Origin of the sequence: Paenibacillus sp. FSL E2-0178, from assembly GCF_038593005.1 — a bacterium.
Classification (GTDB): domain Bacteria; phylum Bacillota; class Bacilli; order Paenibacillales; family Paenibacillaceae; genus Paenibacillus_AQ; species Paenibacillus_AQ phytohabitans.
This window is the reverse complement of sequence record NZ_CP151953.1, coordinates 1,109,941-1,126,038: the sequence shown is the minus strand read 5'-3', so window position 1 is coordinate 1,126,038 and position 16,098 is coordinate 1,109,941. Positions and strand designations below refer to the sequence as shown.

17 protein-coding genes are annotated in these 16,098 nt (G+C 48.1%); 11 read left to right on the top strand and 6 right to left on the bottom strand.

From position 1 onward, the window contains the following. Window positions 1–122 precede the first annotated feature (122 nt). The 5 genes from MHI42_RS05035 to MHI42_RS05015 all read left to right on the top strand — a co-directional run bounded on the left by MHI42_RS05035 (window position 123) and on the right by MHI42_RS05015 (window position 4,050). Entirely contained in the window at window positions 123–1,262 is a 1,140-nt protein-coding gene (locus MHI42_RS05035; protein ID WP_342422994.1) for a 5-methyltetrahydropteroyltriglutamate--homocysteine S-methyltransferase, read from the top strand. Window positions 1,263–1,357: 95 nt separating this feature from the next. Continuing rightward, window positions 1,358–1,678 carry a hypothetical protein gene (locus MHI42_RS05030; RefSeq protein ID WP_342422993.1) on the top strand — a complete coding sequence of 107 codons (321 nt, stop codon included), beginning with the start codon at window positions 1,358–1,360 and terminating at the stop codon, window positions 1,676–1,678. A gap of 201 nt (window positions 1,679–1,879) precedes the next feature. Then, window positions 1,880–2,854 carry a phosphotransferase gene (locus MHI42_RS05025; RefSeq protein ID WP_342422992.1) on the top strand — a complete coding sequence of 325 codons (975 nt, stop codon included), beginning with the start codon at window positions 1,880–1,882 and terminating at the stop codon, window positions 2,852–2,854. A gap of 102 nt (window positions 2,855–2,956) precedes the next feature. Next, window positions 2,957–3,109, top strand: coding sequence for a hypothetical protein (locus tag MHI42_RS05020; protein WP_342422991.1), 153 nt, complete (start codon window positions 2,957–2,959; stop codon window positions 3,107–3,109). 146 nt (window positions 3,110–3,255) lie between these two features. Continuing rightward, window positions 3,256–4,050 carry a DUF5984 family protein gene (locus MHI42_RS05015; RefSeq protein WP_342422990.1) on the top strand — a complete coding sequence of 265 codons (795 nt, stop codon included), beginning with the start codon at window positions 3,256–3,258 and terminating at the stop codon, window positions 4,048–4,050. A 388-nt stretch (window positions 4,051–4,438) separates the two neighbouring features. On the opposite strand, the gene MHI42_RS05010 is transcribed toward MHI42_RS05015, so the two are convergent. Next, complete coding sequence (locus tag MHI42_RS05010) at window positions 4,439–4,654, bottom strand: DNA-binding protein (RefSeq protein WP_342422989.1); 216 nt, start codon at window positions 4,652–4,654, stop codon at window positions 4,439–4,441. A 29-nt stretch (window positions 4,655–4,683) separates the two neighbouring features. Further along, complete coding sequence (locus MHI42_RS05005) at window positions 4,684–6,042, bottom strand: metallophosphoesterase (protein ID WP_342422988.1); 1,359 nt, start codon at window positions 6,040–6,042, stop codon at window positions 4,684–4,686. 331 nt (window positions 6,043–6,373) lie between these two features. On the opposite strand from MHI42_RS05005, the gene MHI42_RS05000 reads away from it, so the two are divergent. Together MHI42_RS05000 and MHI42_RS04995 are read left to right on the top strand one after the other, a co-directional pair. Further along, a complete protein-coding gene (locus MHI42_RS05000; RefSeq protein ID WP_039298087.1) occupies window positions 6,374–6,973 on the top strand; it encodes a nitroreductase family protein in 600 nt (199 codons plus the stop codon). 79 nt (window positions 6,974–7,052) lie between these two features. After that, window positions 7,053–7,247 (top strand): hypothetical protein, encoded by a 195-nt coding sequence (locus MHI42_RS04995; protein WP_039298089.1) that lies wholly within the window; start codon window positions 7,053–7,055, stop codon window positions 7,245–7,247. Window positions 7,248–7,346: 99 nt separating this feature from the next. Here MHI42_RS04995 and MHI42_RS04990 read toward each other — a convergent pair whose 3' ends face one another. Both MHI42_RS04990 and MHI42_RS04985 read right to left on the bottom strand, forming a co-directional pair. Continuing rightward, on the bottom strand, window positions 7,347–8,588 hold the full coding sequence (locus tag MHI42_RS04990) for a peptidylprolyl isomerase (RefSeq protein WP_342422987.1): 1,242 nt from the start codon (window positions 8,586–8,588) through the stop codon (window positions 7,347–7,349). A gap of 253 nt (window positions 8,589–8,841) precedes the next feature. Then, the gene (locus MHI42_RS04985) at window positions 8,842–9,177 is read right to left on the bottom strand and encodes a LytTR family transcriptional regulator DNA-binding domain-containing protein (protein WP_039298093.1); all 336 of its coding nucleotides are present in this window, start codon (window positions 9,175–9,177) and stop codon (window positions 8,842–8,844) included. Window positions 9,178–9,376: 199 nt separating this feature from the next. Between MHI42_RS04985 and MHI42_RS04980 the strand changes: the two genes are divergently transcribed. Then, entirely contained in the window at window positions 9,377–10,483 is a 1,107-nt protein-coding gene (locus MHI42_RS04980) for a lactonase family protein (protein WP_342422986.1), read from the top strand. Window positions 10,484–10,640: 157 nt separating this feature from the next. Here MHI42_RS04980 and hfq read toward each other — a convergent pair whose 3' ends face one another. After that, window positions 10,641–10,862, bottom strand: a complete 222-nt coding sequence (gene hfq, locus MHI42_RS04975; protein ID WP_039298097.1) for an RNA chaperone Hfq — start codon at window positions 10,860–10,862, stop codon at window positions 10,641–10,643. A gap of 162 nt (window positions 10,863–11,024) precedes the next feature. On the opposite strand from hfq, the gene MHI42_RS04970 reads away from it, so the two are divergent. Next, complete coding sequence (locus MHI42_RS04970; RefSeq protein WP_342422985.1) at window positions 11,025–11,654, top strand: phosphatase PAP2 family protein; 630 nt, start codon at window positions 11,025–11,027, stop codon at window positions 11,652–11,654. A 32-nt stretch (window positions 11,655–11,686) separates the two neighbouring features. Here MHI42_RS04970 and MHI42_RS04965 read toward each other — a convergent pair whose 3' ends face one another. Further along, window positions 11,687–12,187 (bottom strand): hypothetical protein, encoded by a 501-nt coding sequence (locus MHI42_RS04965; protein WP_342422984.1) that lies wholly within the window; start codon window positions 12,185–12,187, stop codon window positions 11,687–11,689. 228 nt (window positions 12,188–12,415) lie between these two features. Here MHI42_RS04965 and MHI42_RS04960 point away from each other — a divergent pair, with 228 nt between their 5' ends. Together MHI42_RS04960 and helD are read left to right on the top strand one after the other, a co-directional pair. Next, complete coding sequence (locus MHI42_RS04960; RefSeq protein ID WP_342422983.1) at window positions 12,416–13,471, top strand: aromatic acid exporter family protein; 1,056 nt, start codon at window positions 12,416–12,418, stop codon at window positions 13,469–13,471. Between the two features lie 236 nt (window positions 13,472–13,707). Further along, a complete protein-coding gene (helD, locus tag MHI42_RS04955; RefSeq protein ID WP_342422982.1) occupies window positions 13,708–16,065 on the top strand; it encodes an RNA polymerase recycling motor HelD in 2,358 nt (785 codons plus the stop codon). Window positions 16,066–16,098: the final 33 nt, after the last annotated feature.

Below are 16,098 nucleotides of genomic sequence, written 5' to 3'. Positions count from 1 at the left end.
GGCAAATAATCTACCCTGGCTATAACAAATAATTATAACCAATCATAACGGATGAGTAGAACGGTATAGCTGACCTTCTATGCTATATTGATTGTATAATTATTCAGCGAGGAGATTACCTAATGAGCACTCAAACCGAACCTTTGAAACGTACCACTACCCCTTTCCGATATGATATCGTTGGCAGCTTCCTGCGCCCTGCCGCGCTTAAGGATGCCAGATTACAATACAAGAACGGTGAAATCATCGCCAGCCAGCTTACAGAAGTTGAGAATGCTGAGATTGTTAAGCTCGTGCAGAAACAAAAGGAGGTAGGACTTCAAGCGGTTACCGATGGTGAATTCCGCCGCTCCTGGTGGCATCTGGACTTTTTCTGGGGCTTCGATGGTGTAGCACGTACAATCATTGATCAAGGCTATAATTTTAATGGTGCCGAATCGAGACCTGAAACAGCCCGCCTAACCGGTAAAATAGGCTATAGCGGCCATCCATTTGTCGCGCATTATGCTTTTCTGAAAGGAATTGCTGGTGATGACGTGGTTGCACGCCAATCGATTCCTGCAGCTGCGCAGTTCCTGTTCGAGCTGGACCGGGCGGAAAATAAGGAAAGTACAAGCGCCCTATATCCTGACCGCAGAGAGCTTGTTGCCGATATTGCCAAGGCGTACCGTGCAGCGATTATGGATATCTATGCAGCGGGTTGCCGCAGTATTCAAATTGACGATTGCACATGGGGAGCCCTGTGTGACGAGCGATTTGTGGCTGTCATGGAGCAGATTGGTGTGAATGTTGCTGAGTATGCGAATGAATTTGCAGAATTGAACAAAGCGGTTGTAGCCGGTCTGCCGGAGGATCTGATTGTGACTACACATGTATGCCGCGGCAATTATGTATCCACCTATGCAGGTGTAGGCGGAGGTTATGAGCCGATCGTACAAACATTGCTCGGCATCGATAACTACTCGGGATACTATCTGGAGTTTGATACCGAACGTGCTGGGGACTTCAAGCCGCTCCGCTTCCTGAAGGATAACCAGCAGGTTGTGCTTGGCGTATTCTCTTCCAAGTTCGGTGAGCTTGAGATCAAGGAAGATATTCTGAAGCGGATTGAGGAAGCGAAGCAATACGTTGATCTGAACCGGATATGCCTGAGCCCGCAATGCGGATTCGCCTCGACCGAAGAAGGCAACCACCTGACAGAGGAACAGCAATGGCGCAAGCTTGCTTTCATCAAAGAGATTGCCGATGAGATCTGGAAGTAAGCGTTAGGCATCTAGTATAATAAAATTGACTAATAACCGTACGGATGCTATCCGTACGGTTATTAGCGTCTGATGGGGCGGAGGGGAGACGGGTAATGAAATTACATATCGAAGGTGTATACCGCGCGTGGGTAGGGCCAATTTTACTGGCTGCGGACAAGGTCATCGTGCTTATGACACCTTTATCCGTACAAGAAGAGCGGATATGTAAGAGGCATGAAGAACGCGTATCCGGAGCGGCCGTATCTAACAAGCGTGAGACTATTGAAAGTGTCCGGGAGCTGATAGAGTGGAACAGAGATTATAATCTCGTGAAGCTTCCCCGGTTTATTGAGAGCAGTGAGTATAAGGATAAGCTGATTATCGTAAACAATAACCTGGATATTCTGGAGCTGCTCGCAGTCCAAACGGAGTAAGAGAACAGGGGCTATATCCGGGGAAATACAGCAAATACAAAACAGTCTTTGGAAGGATTCCAAGGACTGTTTTGTATGCCGATTTTATTCAAGACCTAATTCAACATAATAACAGAACTGAAAGAAACAGTCTATATTTTTTCCGGTAAATATAATACAGTGGGGTAGCCGGCAATAAATGAAGAAGCGGAGTGTTGTTCCTTGGAAAATTATTGTCATCTCGATCCTGCTGCCTTACAGGCGTATGTAGAGAAGGTCTTTGGCACAGGTTATTTTGTTGCAATGGTTACAAAGATGCATGGAGGCGCACAAAAGGTGGTCTATAAGATAGATTGCACTAATGGATTTTCTTGCGTGCTGTATGTGTGGGATATAACCATGAATTATTTTCAGCAAGAAATTGCCGGTCAGAATACCAATGTACAATCTTACGGCAGCGAACAATTTGAGATAAACAACAGATACTTACTCGAACATTCTATCCGGACGCCTGCCCTCTATGATATGAATAAGGACAGGAATCCTTATGATTTTGATTATGCGCTTGTTGAGTATGTAGCCGGGCAAGCTGCCGAGGCCTATTTCAGTCATTCCGATTCCAGGGTTAAGGATACTATCTTTCAACGCCTGGGAGACATGATTACGGGCATGCATGCGGGGGAAAGCAAAATTTACGGAAAACCTGATCAGACCGAGCACGACACGGGACAATGTCATCTTATCCAATTGCAAAATGCTATAATTCAGTTGACTTATGCCTCTGAATATATTGATGTAATCCGCAGGAATCAGGGTAAGCTGCTCGATATGCTGTACAAACTTGAATCAAGAGTAGAACCCAGAAGCCGTTTTGGATATATCCATGGAGAGCTCGGTCCTAACCATGTGCTGGTTACGGATCAGCTTGAACCCTGTTTAATTGATATTGAAGGAGCCGGATTCTACGATATTGAGCACGAGCACAGTTTTATGGAATTCCGTTTTGGCGATTTCTACCGGTATCTGAAGAATGATAATCTCGATGTAAACAGGAAGCTGTTCTATCAATATCATCATCATCTTTCCTTGATCTCGGCTGGCTTAAAGCTGGTCCAGAGATGTTATCCGGATCAGCAGACTGCAAAGGGAATCTCTGATTATCATACCAGACGTGCTTTGCAGTTTATAGAATCTTGAGGGGAATCATAGATGTAACCGCGAAATAAAAAATACCGCGGACTCCTAACAGAAGTCTCTCTCCACGATGTGGATGAGAGACTTCTGTTAGGAGTTTAGAACATGGACAAAGCAAAAAGAGAACTTTTAATGAATATCTGCCTCATCTCGCCAGTGTTAAGTGTGTTATACGGCATAATGGTCACGGGCATCGATAATTCATTAGTGTCGCATATCCTGCTTAGTATCGCTGGTAAAGCGGCTTGTTATCTGTAATGCAACAGGGCTTGTGGTTGTCGGAGCCATTTATTATATTACACAAGAAATTGAAGCGCTCTGCCTGATTTTCTCTCTGACGGTTTTCTCTATGGTAACGAATACATCTACTAATTTCTAAATTACTATATCATCGAGGTGATATTTTGTTAAAGTTTATACTAAAGAATATTGAAGACATAGCCCCATGGAGTTACAATGGAAAATCAACGCTAAGCTGGTTCGCTTTAACCGATTCTTATTACTGGTTTGATTTCGCTGGAGTTCAGTTTCCCCAGTACAATGAAGAGTTATTGAAGAATCATAATAAGGATAAAATAGTACCTTTTATAGACTATCCGTTTGCCCGAATATTCAGTGACATTTGTGATATTCTTCCTTATATCGCATTTCCCGTACCTGATGAAGTTTTCGAATATGTGAATTCAATTGAAAAAATAGAAGATTACCGAAAATCGTTACAGCAGTGGTTAATGAATACTTGGGATGAGAGTGACGAGCAATATGATCTATTCATGGAATCTGCCCAAGGATGGTTGTTCTCCAGAAAGCTGGATTTTGGATATCTAGTAGGCGGACCGGATCTTTTTATAATAAGAAATAAAAATGAAATCCATTTTTACTGGACAGCTGATTTTATAGATGAGAATGGAATATATTTTTGGAATACTAAACGAGGTAAGTATAGCTGTGGGTATAATGAGTTTGTTGGGGAGCTGCTACAATGTTTCCGGTCATTCGGCTATGAAATGCAAAAGCAAATATTGCAGTGTGCTAAGAAACCTCTTGGTGTAGAGATCAACTTAGATCAATTACAACAAAATCAAATTCAATATGAAGATATAATCAGCTCAACTGAAAGTGGGACAATCCTGCTTGCAGATGAACCTGATTGGAAGAATATTTTGGAAAAGATTGAGAGTATAAGGAATTACATATAGATCAACTTGAGAATCGTGGTAATAACTGTAGATGCTTATATTACAAGGTCAGATCTGAAGTAGGAAATGAGGAGCGCATGGCAGATAACTGCATTTTGTACAATTAAAAGACGGCGAAAGCCCGTTTATGCAGGAATAGCTGTATTCTGTACAATTAAAATTGAGCAAAGTATTCTTCTTCGGCAAAAATGAATTATATAAGTGTACAGAGTGCAATTAAAACTCCTTCTGAGGCATATGGGCAAGCTTTAGTTGTACAAAATACAGTTAAAGCTGGCTCATGTCTCCGGCTAAGCCAGTACAAACATAACAGCGGCAGCTCAGGACTTCATTCCGTCCATGGCTGCCGCTGTTTGATGTATCACGTTGAGCGTCACACTAGCCCCGCTTACTTGGCAAAATCAAGCCCTTTGTCTGCAAGCGCCTGCCGGAGGATCCGGATGCCCTTGGGACCCATACCGTGCAGCTTCAGCAGCTCTGCTTCGGTAATTGTGGTTAGCTTCTCGAGATTTACAATACCGGCTCCGGCCAGCGCCCGGTGCGCCGGCTTGGAGATGATCTCAGGCAGGCTGCTGCCTGGCGGGGATTCATGAGTATCTGTCACTAAGCATGCTCCTCTCAAAATAATGTCGGTTACTGTGTAGTCAGAACCATCTCCAGCGACACATTGCTCTGTTCTGAATGCTCGGCCATACTGCGGATATACCCGGACATGAATCCGCCCTCCATACTCTCCCACAGTTTATATCCCGGCATGGCTTGGATCTCGTCCAGTGAGTCAGCGGCGGTGCCGGCGAAATATTTCACGTTCAGCTTGGACATGACCTCGGCCATTGACTGCTTCTGAGCTTCTGTAAAGGTGCTATCCTTCAGTCTGGTCATTGCCTTCTCATAAGATTCACCTGCAAAGGTCTCCTCAGCATACGATTTGAAGTTCAGCAGATGAGGATCGGTAATATCCTTCGCTTGAGCCCAGCCCTCCACGTCGACTGCGGCCGTATTATAGGTAAAAGCCCGGGAGACCGGATCAAACGTCATCGCGCCGTACTGATGGGGATTAACCGCCATTGCGCTTGTAGCAATATCGTATACAGGCATGGCCGGATCAATAGAATCCTCGGCAGGGTCCCGGCGGATATCCTGCATATGGATATGCCCGGATAAGACCAGATTGAGGCCATCCTTGCGGAGCGTCTTCATGGTTTCCTGGCTGTTGTTAAGCTTGAAGCCGGATACCGCCATGGAGGTGTGGCTTAACAGGTTATGATGCATTACAGTAATGATCGAGGCATGCTCCTGTGCGGCCAGCTTCACGTTCTCATCCATCCACGACAAGGTTGAAGGTAAGATCCGTCCGTCCGTCTGCGGGAAATTATATTCTTCATTATGCGCATACTGGGCGCTGTCAATCATCAGAAGCCAGAGGCCTGGGGCGGCCTTAACCACATAGCTTAGGCTGTCAGCATCCCGGGATAGCGCCTCATGGTAACCGAAATCCTCATAGGTCGCGAGGAAATCCTCCACATTAATATGCTCTGCAACTACCTGCTTGTCACCGTCAAAGGATCTGGCCCAAGGGTTATTGATATCGTGGTTGCCGGGAATAACATATACGCTGGTGCCCATTGCCTCAATCCGGTGCAGCTTCGCGGCTAACTCTTTATGGCTGCTTGCTTCACCATTGTTGGTGAGATCGCCGCTGAGAATGAGGAATTCAGGTTTCTTTTGTTCCACATCATAGACAAGAGCCTCAGTTAATTCATCACTGTAGGGAAGCATCTTACCGTCTCCGCCTGTGACATAGGCCTGGAAGGCTTGACCGCCATCCTCAAGCGCTTTATCCAGATAATGTGTATCGGTAGCGACCCAGAAGGACACAGGTGCAGTGGAATCTATAGCTGTCTCAGGTTCTGCAACCGCGGCCGCTGTATTTAATGATGTCGAAGCTGTGTCTTTGCAGCCGCTTAGAATCAAGGCAGAACTTAGCAGCATTAATAATGTGAATTTCATTGTTCGTTTAGTTCCATCCTTAAGAGGGGAGCTCATAAATGACCTTCTTTCTGCACTTTTGCTGAATCATTGTAGCGTATTTATTGACAGGTTGTATATACGAAAAGTTAGTGCCATGTTTCTAAACGTGAAGATCAGCTTATAGAAAATAGTGGAAGGCGCATAATTACTGCGAATACAGCGACACTAAGAGCTGATATATAAGCATAAGTAAGCAGACAGGAAAAAGTTGTGAATAAGAGTTGTATTCCGGTAGGAAAAGTGTTAAGATTTATAAAAGTAAGTTACTTAATTAAATGGAGGTAGTTATTTTATGTCTAAGAACTTTTTCGAAGCGGTAAAAGGCAGACGTTCCGTATATGCAATCAGCAAAGAATCCCCAATCTCTGATGAACAGATCCAGAAGATCGTTGAAGAGGCAGTATTACATAGCCCGACTTCCTTCAACTCCCAGAGCTCCAGAGCCGTGGTTCTGCTGGGTGAACAACATGATAAACTGTGGGATATCACTGCAGAAACCTTGCGTAAAATCGTTCCGACTGAACAATTCGAAGGCACTGCCCAGAAATTAGCTTCTTTCAAAGCCGGTTACGGCTCCGTGCTCTTCTTCGAAGACCAGGCGGTAGTGAAGCATCTTCAGGAAAACTTCGCGCTGTATGCAGAGAATTTCCCGATCTGGGCCAACCAGTCCTCAGGGATTCTGCAGTTCGTAGTGTGGACAGCTTTCGCAGAACAGGGTCTGGGCGCTTCGCTTCAGCATTATAACCCGCTGATTGACGATGAAGTCAAAGAAACATTCGGTATTCCGGCAGAGTGGAAGCTGATTGCACAGCTGCCATTCGGTACAACTGTAACCCCTCCGGGAGAGAAAGAATTCCAGCCGATCGAAGAGCGTGTGAAAGTCATTAAATAAGGAAACATTACAATAAGTGGTTTAGAACCTCCCTGATCCGGCTAAGTATGAGTATAGTCAGATCAAGGAGGTTTTTGTTATGCCATGGAATAAGGGAGACTATCCGGATTCTCTGAAGAACTTCACTGCACCTGTGCGCAACAAGGCTGTGGAAATTGCCAATGCGCTGCTTGAGGATGGTTATGAGGAGGGGCGGGCGATTGCCATTGCCACCGCACAGGCCAAGGAGTGGGGCGAGAATCACGACAAACAGATCCGTAAAAAGAATCATTGACGGCTGCGTCCGGGCCTAAGGCCGGACAAGCAAAGAGGACAGGCGGGGGAATCCGCCTGTCCTCTTTAGGTATGTGTGTATTATGCAGGAATGAATAGATTACTTGGCTGGAGCTTCTGTTGCAGCAGCTGCAGGGTCTGCACTGGCATCTGGTGCGGCAGATGCTGCCGGAGTAGCGGATGCATCAGGAGTATCGGTCAAAGTATTGGTGATGGTGGCATTCTTGGTCAAATCAGCCAGCCAGGTAGAAGACATTTCCGAGACTTTCTGCGCTTTCAGAGTCTTGGTGATTTCCTCTTTCTTCTCAGCAAGCGTGTATTCATGTGCTTCTTTACGGTCAGTAACCTTGATAATGTGGTAACCGTAATCGGTCTTCACAGCGCCGCTGGTTTCACCAACCTTCAGGTTGAAGGCCGCATCGGAGAATTCAGCAACCATATCGGCACGTTTGAAGAAGTCGAGGTCTCCGCCATTGTCTTTGGAACCGGTATCTGCAGATTTCTCTTTAGCCAGTGTGGCGAAGTCTGCTCCGTCTTTCAGCTGTTTGACGATGGCATCAGCTTCTTCTTTGGTTTCAACGAGGATGTGGGAAGCGCGAACTTCTTCTTCCTGATTGAAGGTAGCTTTGTTCTCGTCGTAATATTTGGTGATGTCCTCATCCGTAATGGTAACCTTCGGTTCAACCAGCTTGCGGATCTCAACCTGCAGAGGCATTTGCTTCTTCAGGTCATCCAGAGTCATGGAGCTCTGCTGCAGAGCAGAATTCAGAGCTTCCTCACCTCCGAACTGGGTGGTCAGATCTGCGATCTCCTGATTAATATCTTCATCGGTTACGGTAATGTTGGCTTTCTTCGCTTCCTGATCCACGAGAGTGGTAGTAATCAGGTTCTGCAGCGTGGATTCGCCGCCTGCTTCAACCAATTTATCGTAGAGCTGTGCTTTCGTTATATCCGTTCCGTTAACGGTAGCAACAGCGATCTTGCTGTCGTCTTTCTTGAAAGGCTGCACAATCAGGACTACGATTAATGCCGCTGCCAAAATGATGGAGGCAATCATCCAGCCTTTGCCGCCTGCAGGTGCTGCCGGCTTGGACGGAGGAGTACCGTCGCCTACCTTGTTCATTACGGGAACGCTTTCTTCAATTTTCGGAGAGTGTACGCTGCCGGAGCTTTCTGTTGCAGCTTGTACAGGTGCTGCCGGAATAATTACTTCAGCCTGAGGTTCAGATACAGCCTCCGCAGGTTCAATTCCATCTTCCGGGGTAACTACAGAAGTGTCGTTCTCTTCCGGCGTTCCGCCGTTTTCAAGCTGTCCATTTTCGTTGAAATCTTTTTTGTCCATTATAATTAATGACTCCCTTCAATATAGGTGGTGCCTGTCTTTCTACAACTTTACCAGAAAACAGAATTCCAAACCTTAAGAAAGTATAAAAAAGCATAATAACTTTTTAATATTCCATTAAGAAACAGGAAAAAGCCGGAGCAGCAATAGGTTTCCCCATGCGCGCTCCGGCCAGATGAGAGAGACATTGAATGCGTAAAAATGATTCCATGCTGTATTCTACGGATTAGCAGGCAGCGGATATGTATCCGCCTTAGGAGCTAAGTCCTCTCAGCAGATGGCGGATGCTTTCCTGTTTGCGTCTGGGAACGCGTACAGATTTCGCATACAAGCCCATTTCACCGAAATAGATACAGTCATCTTCGATGGAGCTGATCTTGTTCAGGTTAACGTAGCAGCCCCCGTACACATGATAATAGCTGTTGCTTGACAATAAGCGGTTCAGTTGCTCGGCAGTCATTCTCTTTTTAATGTTGTAGTTTCTGCCGTGAAAAATGACAAGGTCATGGTCCCCGACCTTAAAGAACAGAATGTCTGTCTCCACCTCGAAGTCCTCATATACATTTCTGGCTTCCAGCAGGCTGCTCATTCGTGTTCCCCCTTTATACATAATTAACATTGATGTTAGCGCTTTCATTATAGCATACTCTTTTTGCTTTGAGAAGTCTTATTTTTGAAATGTTTTTTGTCATTTTTTCCGTTGCATTTGTCATACCTCACGAAAAACTGTAAATTATATAGATGGCTGATATGCATCCATAACCACAAGTTGGAGGAGGATTACCCAGATGAATGAGAATACGAAGCTGCTGTTGTTTACCGGCTCTTATGCAACGGCTGAGGAGAGCGGAGTTCAGGTGTTTGCTTTTGACGGTGAAGCCGGAGGTACACTTGAACGGCTGGATACAGCTGATGGCATAACGAACCCGACGTTCGTAAATGTGGACCCTTCCGGGCTGAAGCTGTATGCGATTGGCGAGAAGCCAAGTGGGGAGGGCGGCAAAGAGGGAGAGATTGTAACCTTCGCGATTGAGCCGAAGACCGGCAAGCTGACTGAATTGAAGCGGACTCCGACGATGCCTGCCGCAGGCACGGGTCAAACCACGACCTGTAATATCAATAGAGATGCTGAAAGCGAACATATTGTAGTATGCAGCTATCACGGGGGAACGGTAGGACTGCTCACCCTGGATGCAGACGGGATACCCGAAGCCCTGACGGATATTGCAGTACATACCGGACATAGTGATCTTCCGGGCCACGACCGGCCGCATCCGCATTCGGCCATCTTCAGTCCGGATGAGCGCTTCCTGTTTGTGTCTGATCTGGGGCTGGATCTGATCCGGACCTACCGGATTAACAAAGAAGCGAAGAAGCTTGAAGCGCTTGGAGATACTGCACTGCATGTAGGAGCGGGACCACGCCATTTCGTGTTCCATCCGGATGGCAAATCCGCTTATGTGATCAATGAGCTGGATTCCACCGTAACTTCCTTCCTATATGATGCTGCTGCAGGGACTCTACAGACGGCATTTACGGTATCGACACTTCCTGAAGGTTACCCGTCAGAGAAAAACAGCTGTGCCGAAATTGCATTTTCCAAGGATGGCAGATATCTGTACGGCTCTAACCGCGGCCACGACAGTATTGTGGTCTACGCTGTAAATCCGGCATCGGCTGAGCTTACATTGGTGGAGCATGTATCCACAAGAGGGGGGCATCCGCGCCACTTCACGGTCACGCCGGACGGAGCCTATCTGATTGTAGCCAACCGGGACGGCAATAATCTGGTGGTCTTCTCACTGGATGCTGCCGGCGGGCGGTTAACCTTCACAGGAAATACGGCGGAATTGTCCAAGCCGGTCTGTGTCATGCCTGCAGTATTTGCCGGATAATTATTTCGGACCGGTTACTAACTGCAAAGTGTAATGCTTGTCCTGCCAGGCAACAATGGCAAAAGGAACACCGGAATGGCTTGCTCCGGTGTTCCTTTTGAATTCGGGACGGTTAATTTGTAGGTGTTAGGCCCAGAGATGCGCCGGGCGGGACTGCTTATTTGAGTGAGACGGGCTTCAGCGGCACTACCGTGGAGACTGCCGATTTGAAGAGTACGTTCTGTCTGCCGTCACCTTGACCCTGCAAGGTGATAGTATAAGCGTCATAAGAGGTTACGAGTCCCTGCATTTTGACTCCGTTAGTTGTAAAAATGGTCACGGGCACTTTTGTTGAGATACACTGGTTCAACAATCGTTCCTGTAATTTTAGACTTTCCACTTTGGCAGCACTCCATCTTTAGTATGAATTAACTTCTTAGGCAATTATAACACGGGAGAGACTCTTCCAGGAAATCTGTCATCAGGCGCGGAAATAGACAAGGGGGTAGTTATGCTTTATTATCATTACTGGTCCGGCGGATTTCGCCGTTTTATATGGTTTTTGCTGGGATTTATCCTGATCGCTGTATTGGTTAAGCAGGGCGGAGCTGCTGGCTTTGACCGTGCCGTTATACATATCGTGCAATCTATGGAGTCGCCGCCGCTCACTGCGCTGGCCAAAAGCTTATCGCTCGTCGGCTCCTCGAGGCTGGCTATCGGGATTTCGCTGCTCACGATGACTATATTATTCTTCGCCTTGAAGCACCGGATGGAGCTGGCATTGTTTCTGTGGGTGGGCTTAGGCTCGCAATTGCTGAATACACTGCTGAAGCTGTGGTTCCACCGCGAACGTCCCACTATACACAGACTCATTGAACAGGCCGGGTACAGCTTTCCGAGCGGACATTCTATGGCTGCCTTCTCTTTATACGGAGTGATTGCCTATCTTCTCTGGAGGCATATGCACAACAGACGTGAGCGATTCATCCTGATTCTGTTCACCGTACTGATGACCGGCGGGATCGGCTGGAGCCGGATATATCTGGGCGTGCATTATCCCAGTGATGTGATCGGCGGATACGCAGCCAGCGGCGCATGGCTGATGCTGTCTGCCGCCTGCTTCGAGGCTTACCGGAACTCCAGGGAGCGCAAAGGGGCAGGCCCGCACGGCAAAAAGGATGCCCGCAAATAATCTGCAGGGCATCCGCATTATTGACTGGTGCTTTAGCGTGTCTTCGGCGCAGCAGGCTGCTGTGAAGGCTTGGCCTGATGAAACTGAGCCGCACGGCTAAGGCTCAGCTTGATCATAACAGGCAGCCCGGCCTTTAGCTTGTCGGCGTCCTCTTTCGTAATCCGGCCGTCCTTGACCGACTCGTCGACCTTGAGGCTGGCGGCTTCACTCAGCTTCTGGATGTACTGATCTTCGCTCCAGCCCTTTTTCTCCTGGGCGAGGGCAGAGAGTGTCTTGCCTGCCTTCAGGCTGTCTATGAGCTCTGAGCGGTCCATCTCAAGCAGCTTAGCCGTTTCATTGATAATGAAATGGCCTCCGGCCCGGAAGTTCTTGTTCCCGCTGTGAGGATGCCCATGCTCCTTGCCGGCGTGTATGGAATCCGGTGCGGAAGTGGGTGTGCCGGCAGACGGATTCTCTGCATAAGCGGCAACCGGTGCCATAGTGAGCATTACGGCTGCAGTGAATGCAGTAATTCTTTGGATAGGGTTGTTCATGATTCACCTCTTCTGAGTTGTGTGTTGGCTGACATGTATCCAGTATTCCCCGAAAGCTGAAAGAATCCTTAAACCCGGCTTAAGCCATACTAAAATTCGCCAGCGTGCTTCATGGGTAATAATGTGTGTGCAATTATTAGAGATTTACCGAATACCTTCAGGATATACATAAATTTTTAATCACAGCATCTATATTGAAATAGATCAAGCTCTTTAGGAGGGATGGATTTGGCTTTTGGTGCCCGCATACTCAAAACAGGAATGGCAGTCACGCTCGCACTTTATCTGTCCGTTCTATTTAATTTCGCCTCCCCTGTCGGTGCGGCTATAGCGGCTATTTTTGCCATGCAGCCATCCATATACAGATCATGGAGGTATTTCCTCGATCAGATTCAGACCAGCACCATGGGAGCGGTGATAGCACTGCTGGGCGGAATGCTGCTGTCCAATGAACCGATTGCGGTCGGGCTGGTATGTATTCTGGTGATTATGATCAGCATGAAAATGAACCGCGCCGATACGATCGGCCTGACACTGGTTACCGTGATCTCCGTAATGGAGGCTTCCGGGCAGTGGCAATTTGCGCTCACCCGCTTTCTGCTGACGCTGACCGGTATTCTGTCGGCATTCATTATTAATATCGCAGTCTTTCCGCCGAAGCCGCGCAAGCAGTACATCCAGCAGATTGAGAATGTATTCACCAGCCTGTCACTGCTGCTAAGGACTGCAGTATCGCATGAAATGAAGGAAAGTGTATTCCGGGATGAGAAGAATAGTCTGGAGGGTTCCATTAAGGCGCTGGCTGACAAGTATGCATTGTTCGAAGAGGAGCAGAAGCAGCTAAGAAGGGCGAAATACAGTCAGACAAGGCAGATGGTGGTGTATAAGAATCTGCTCAATTCTCTGCAGAAGGGGTTTCAGGTGCTGGAGGCTATAGACCGGCATTACTTCCAGGCCGAGCGGACAGATCGTACCGATGAGCTGTTTGACCGGCATCTGGAGCAGCTGATTAAATATCATGAGTACATCCTGCTGAAATTCGAGGATAAGCTGAAGCCGGGTGCGAATGATTCTGAACTTCTGGCAGAGGACAACGACCGTTTTCTGGAGGCGGCTATCCACGGATATGATCCTGAGAAATCCGGGCAGCTGCGGTTGTCCGTGGTGGCAGCGGCAATATATGATTACGGCTATCAGCTGGATCGTCTGGATAGGGTGGCTGATCAGATTAACCGGATGAACACGGACGAGAAGGACACTGCCGATATGACGGGGAAAATATAAAGAACAAAAAATCCGGTCCCAGAGGGGCCGGATGAATATATACATCATAAGGTTATGTATTGCGTGAAGCAATTCTTATCTTATAAAAAAATTGTGCCGGAAACTTGTAAAAGCGCTAAAGAGTTGGTAATATAAAAAGATATCAAATAAAGTTTAATTCAAAAAAACATAGTTATTCAATTTAATTATAACATGTAGAATAATGAATGTCAACCTTCTGAAGGGGATGAAATGCATTGGATAAACATGATCACGAGTGGCAAGAGGAGCAGGAGCGGGTAACCGGAATTACCAGGCAGTTATCTACCCACATCCGGCTGCTGTCGGAGGAGCTTGGACTCCACCGTACGGATGTCGTGGATATGCGTAAGGACTTCTGGGAAGAAGTTACCGTGAACTTCAGCAGTCCTGACGATCTGGGCGAGACCTCAACAAGCCTGCGGCAGCAGGCGCAGATCCTGAACGAACGCGAACGCCATCATCTGCAGTCCAGTAAAGCACTCAAAAAATATAAAAAGCTGGTTGTATCCCCCTACTTTGGCCGGATTGATTTCTCGGAATCCGCTGATGCTGCGGCAGATAAAATCTATCTGGGCATCGGTTCACTGATGGAGGATAACGGAACCTTCCTAATCTACGACTGGCGGGCCCCGATATCGAGCCTGTATTATGACGGTGCGCCGGGTCCGGCGTCCTATGACACGCCGGGCGGACTAATTACGGGGAACATGGAGCTCAAACGCCAGTTTGTAATCGATAATGGAGAGATCGAAGTGATGTTCGATACCGGCGTAACGATCGGCGATGAGCTGCTTCAGCAGGTGCTGAGCCACAGCGCCGATGACCGGATGAAGAGCATTGTAGCGACCATCCAGAAGGAGCAGAATGCGGTGATCCGCAACGACAGAAGCCGGATGCTGGTTGTGCAGGGTGCGGCCGGAAGCGGCAAGACCTCAGCGGCGCTGCAGCGGGTAGCTTACCTGCTCTACAAATACCGTGAGGTGCTGCAGGCAGACCAGATGCTGCTCTTTTCACCGAACCCGCTGTTTAACAGCTATGTATCAACCGTTCTGCCTGAACTCGGTGAAGAGAATATGCAGCAGACTACCTTCCAGATGTATCTGGAGCACCGGCTCGGACAGGAGTTTCAGCTGGAGGATGTGTTCAATCAGACGGAGAGCCTGCTGAACGCGCCGGATGGGCCGGAAGCCTCCATACGCAGAGCAGGGATCACCTATAAATCCTCCGTATCGTTCCTGGATGTCATAAGGCGCTATGTAAACCTGCTGGAGCACGAAGGCATGATGTTCAAGCCGCTGATGTTCCAGGGGCGTGCGGTTGTCGGCAAGGAAGAGATGGAGCGCCAGTTCTATAGCTATGACCCGGGTATCAAGCTGGCTAACCGGATCGAACTGATGACCGGCTGGCTGCTCAAAAGAATAGCAGCATTTAGCATTGAGGAACGCAGTGCATCATGGGTCGATGACCAGATTGAGCTTATGGACAACAGCGACTATCAGCGTGCTTACAATATGATGCGCCGCAAGGGCGGAGGGCATAATGATAGCTTTGATGATTTTGAAACGGAGAAAATCATGCTCGCCCGTTATATCGTCAGCCAGCGCCTCAAGCCGCTGCGCGGCTGGACCAAGCGCGGACGGTTCGTTGATGTGAAGGGGCTGTACAGCCGGCTGTTTGCCGACCGGGAGTTAATGGACAGCCTGAACAGCAGCCAGGTTCTGCCTGATGTATGGGATGACATCTGCAGCTTCACGCTGGCTACCATTGCCGGGAACGAACTGGCCTACGAAGACGCGACGCCATTTCTGTATTTGAAGGAGCTCAGTCAGGGCTTCCGCACCAATACACTGATCCGTCATGTGATTGTCGATGAGGTGCAGGATTATTCGCCGTTCCAGCTGGAATTCATGCGCCGGCTCTTTCCGCGGGCCAAAATGACTGTACTGGGTGATCTCAACCAGGCAATCTATGCGCAAGGTGAGGTGCTTGGGGATTTGGCCGGGCTGGTCAGCATCTATGGCGAAGAGAACACGGAAGTGATCTCATTGACCCGCAGCTACCGCTCTACCTATGAGATTGTCGAGTTTACACGGGCGATGATTCCCGGAGGGGAGAAAATCGTACCGTTTAACCGGCGCGGCGAGGAGCCTTTGCTGACGGTCGTGGACAGTGAAGACGACCTGCTGGCCTCGGTGGAGCAGGATGTGCTGAATCTGCATGCACAGGGCTATCATTATGTAGCTGTTATCTGCAAAACAGCGGAAGAAAGTGCACGTGTGCATAATGAACTGCAGAGCAGGCTGCCGGTAAGGCTGGTTACCAAGGAAACGCCTAATTTCCAAAAGGGCACTCTGGTGCTGCCCGCCTATCTGGCTAAAGGCGTGGAGTTCGATGCGGTAATTATCTACGATGGCTCGGCAGAGAAATATGGCCGTGAGCATGAACGCAAGCTTTTCTATACAGCCTGTACCCGGGCGATGCATCTGCTTCATATCTACAGCCTGGGCCAGCCTAACCCGTTCCTTCCGGCTGCGGTACGTGAGACTGTATCAGCAGGAGCTTTACAGGACTGAGAGCAATGAATTGTCTGCAGAACCGTCTAAGCG

What these genes read in the sequence shown, in the direction of transcription:
- MHI42_RS05035 (WP_342422994.1), top strand. Translation starts at nt 123, where the DNA reads ATGAGCACTCAAACCGAACCTTTGAAACGTACCACTACCCCTTTCCGA.
- MHI42_RS05030 (WP_342422993.1), top strand. Translation starts at nt 1,358, where the DNA reads ATGAAATTACATATCGAAGGTGTATACCGCGCGTGGGTAGGGCCAATT.
- MHI42_RS05020 (WP_342422991.1), top strand. Translation starts at nt 2,957, where the DNA reads ATGGACAAAGCAAAAAGAGAACTTTTAATGAATATCTGCCTCATCTCG.
- MHI42_RS05005 (WP_342422988.1), bottom strand. Translation starts at nt 6,042, where the DNA reads ATGCTGCTAAGTTCTGCCTTGATTCTAAGCGGCTGCAAAGACACAGCT.
- MHI42_RS05000 (WP_039298087.1), top strand. Translation starts at nt 6,374, where the DNA reads ATGTCTAAGAACTTTTTCGAAGCGGTAAAAGGCAGACGTTCCGTATAT.
- MHI42_RS04995 (WP_039298089.1), top strand. Translation starts at nt 7,053, where the DNA reads ATGCCATGGAATAAGGGAGACTATCCGGATTCTCTGAAGAACTTCACT.
- MHI42_RS04990 (WP_342422987.1), bottom strand. Translation starts at nt 8,588, where the DNA reads ATGGACAAAAAAGATTTCAACGAAAATGGACAGCTTGAAAACGGCGGA.
- MHI42_RS04985 (WP_039298093.1), bottom strand. Translation starts at nt 9,177, where the DNA reads ATGAGCAGCCTGCTGGAAGCCAGAAATGTATATGAGGACTTCGAGGTG.
- MHI42_RS04980 (WP_342422986.1), top strand. Translation starts at nt 9,377, where the DNA reads ATGAATGAGAATACGAAGCTGCTGTTGTTTACCGGCTCTTATGCAACG.
- MHI42_RS04965 (WP_342422984.1), bottom strand. Translation starts at nt 12,187, where the DNA reads ATGAACAACCCTATCCAAAGAATTACTGCATTCACTGCAGCCGTAATG.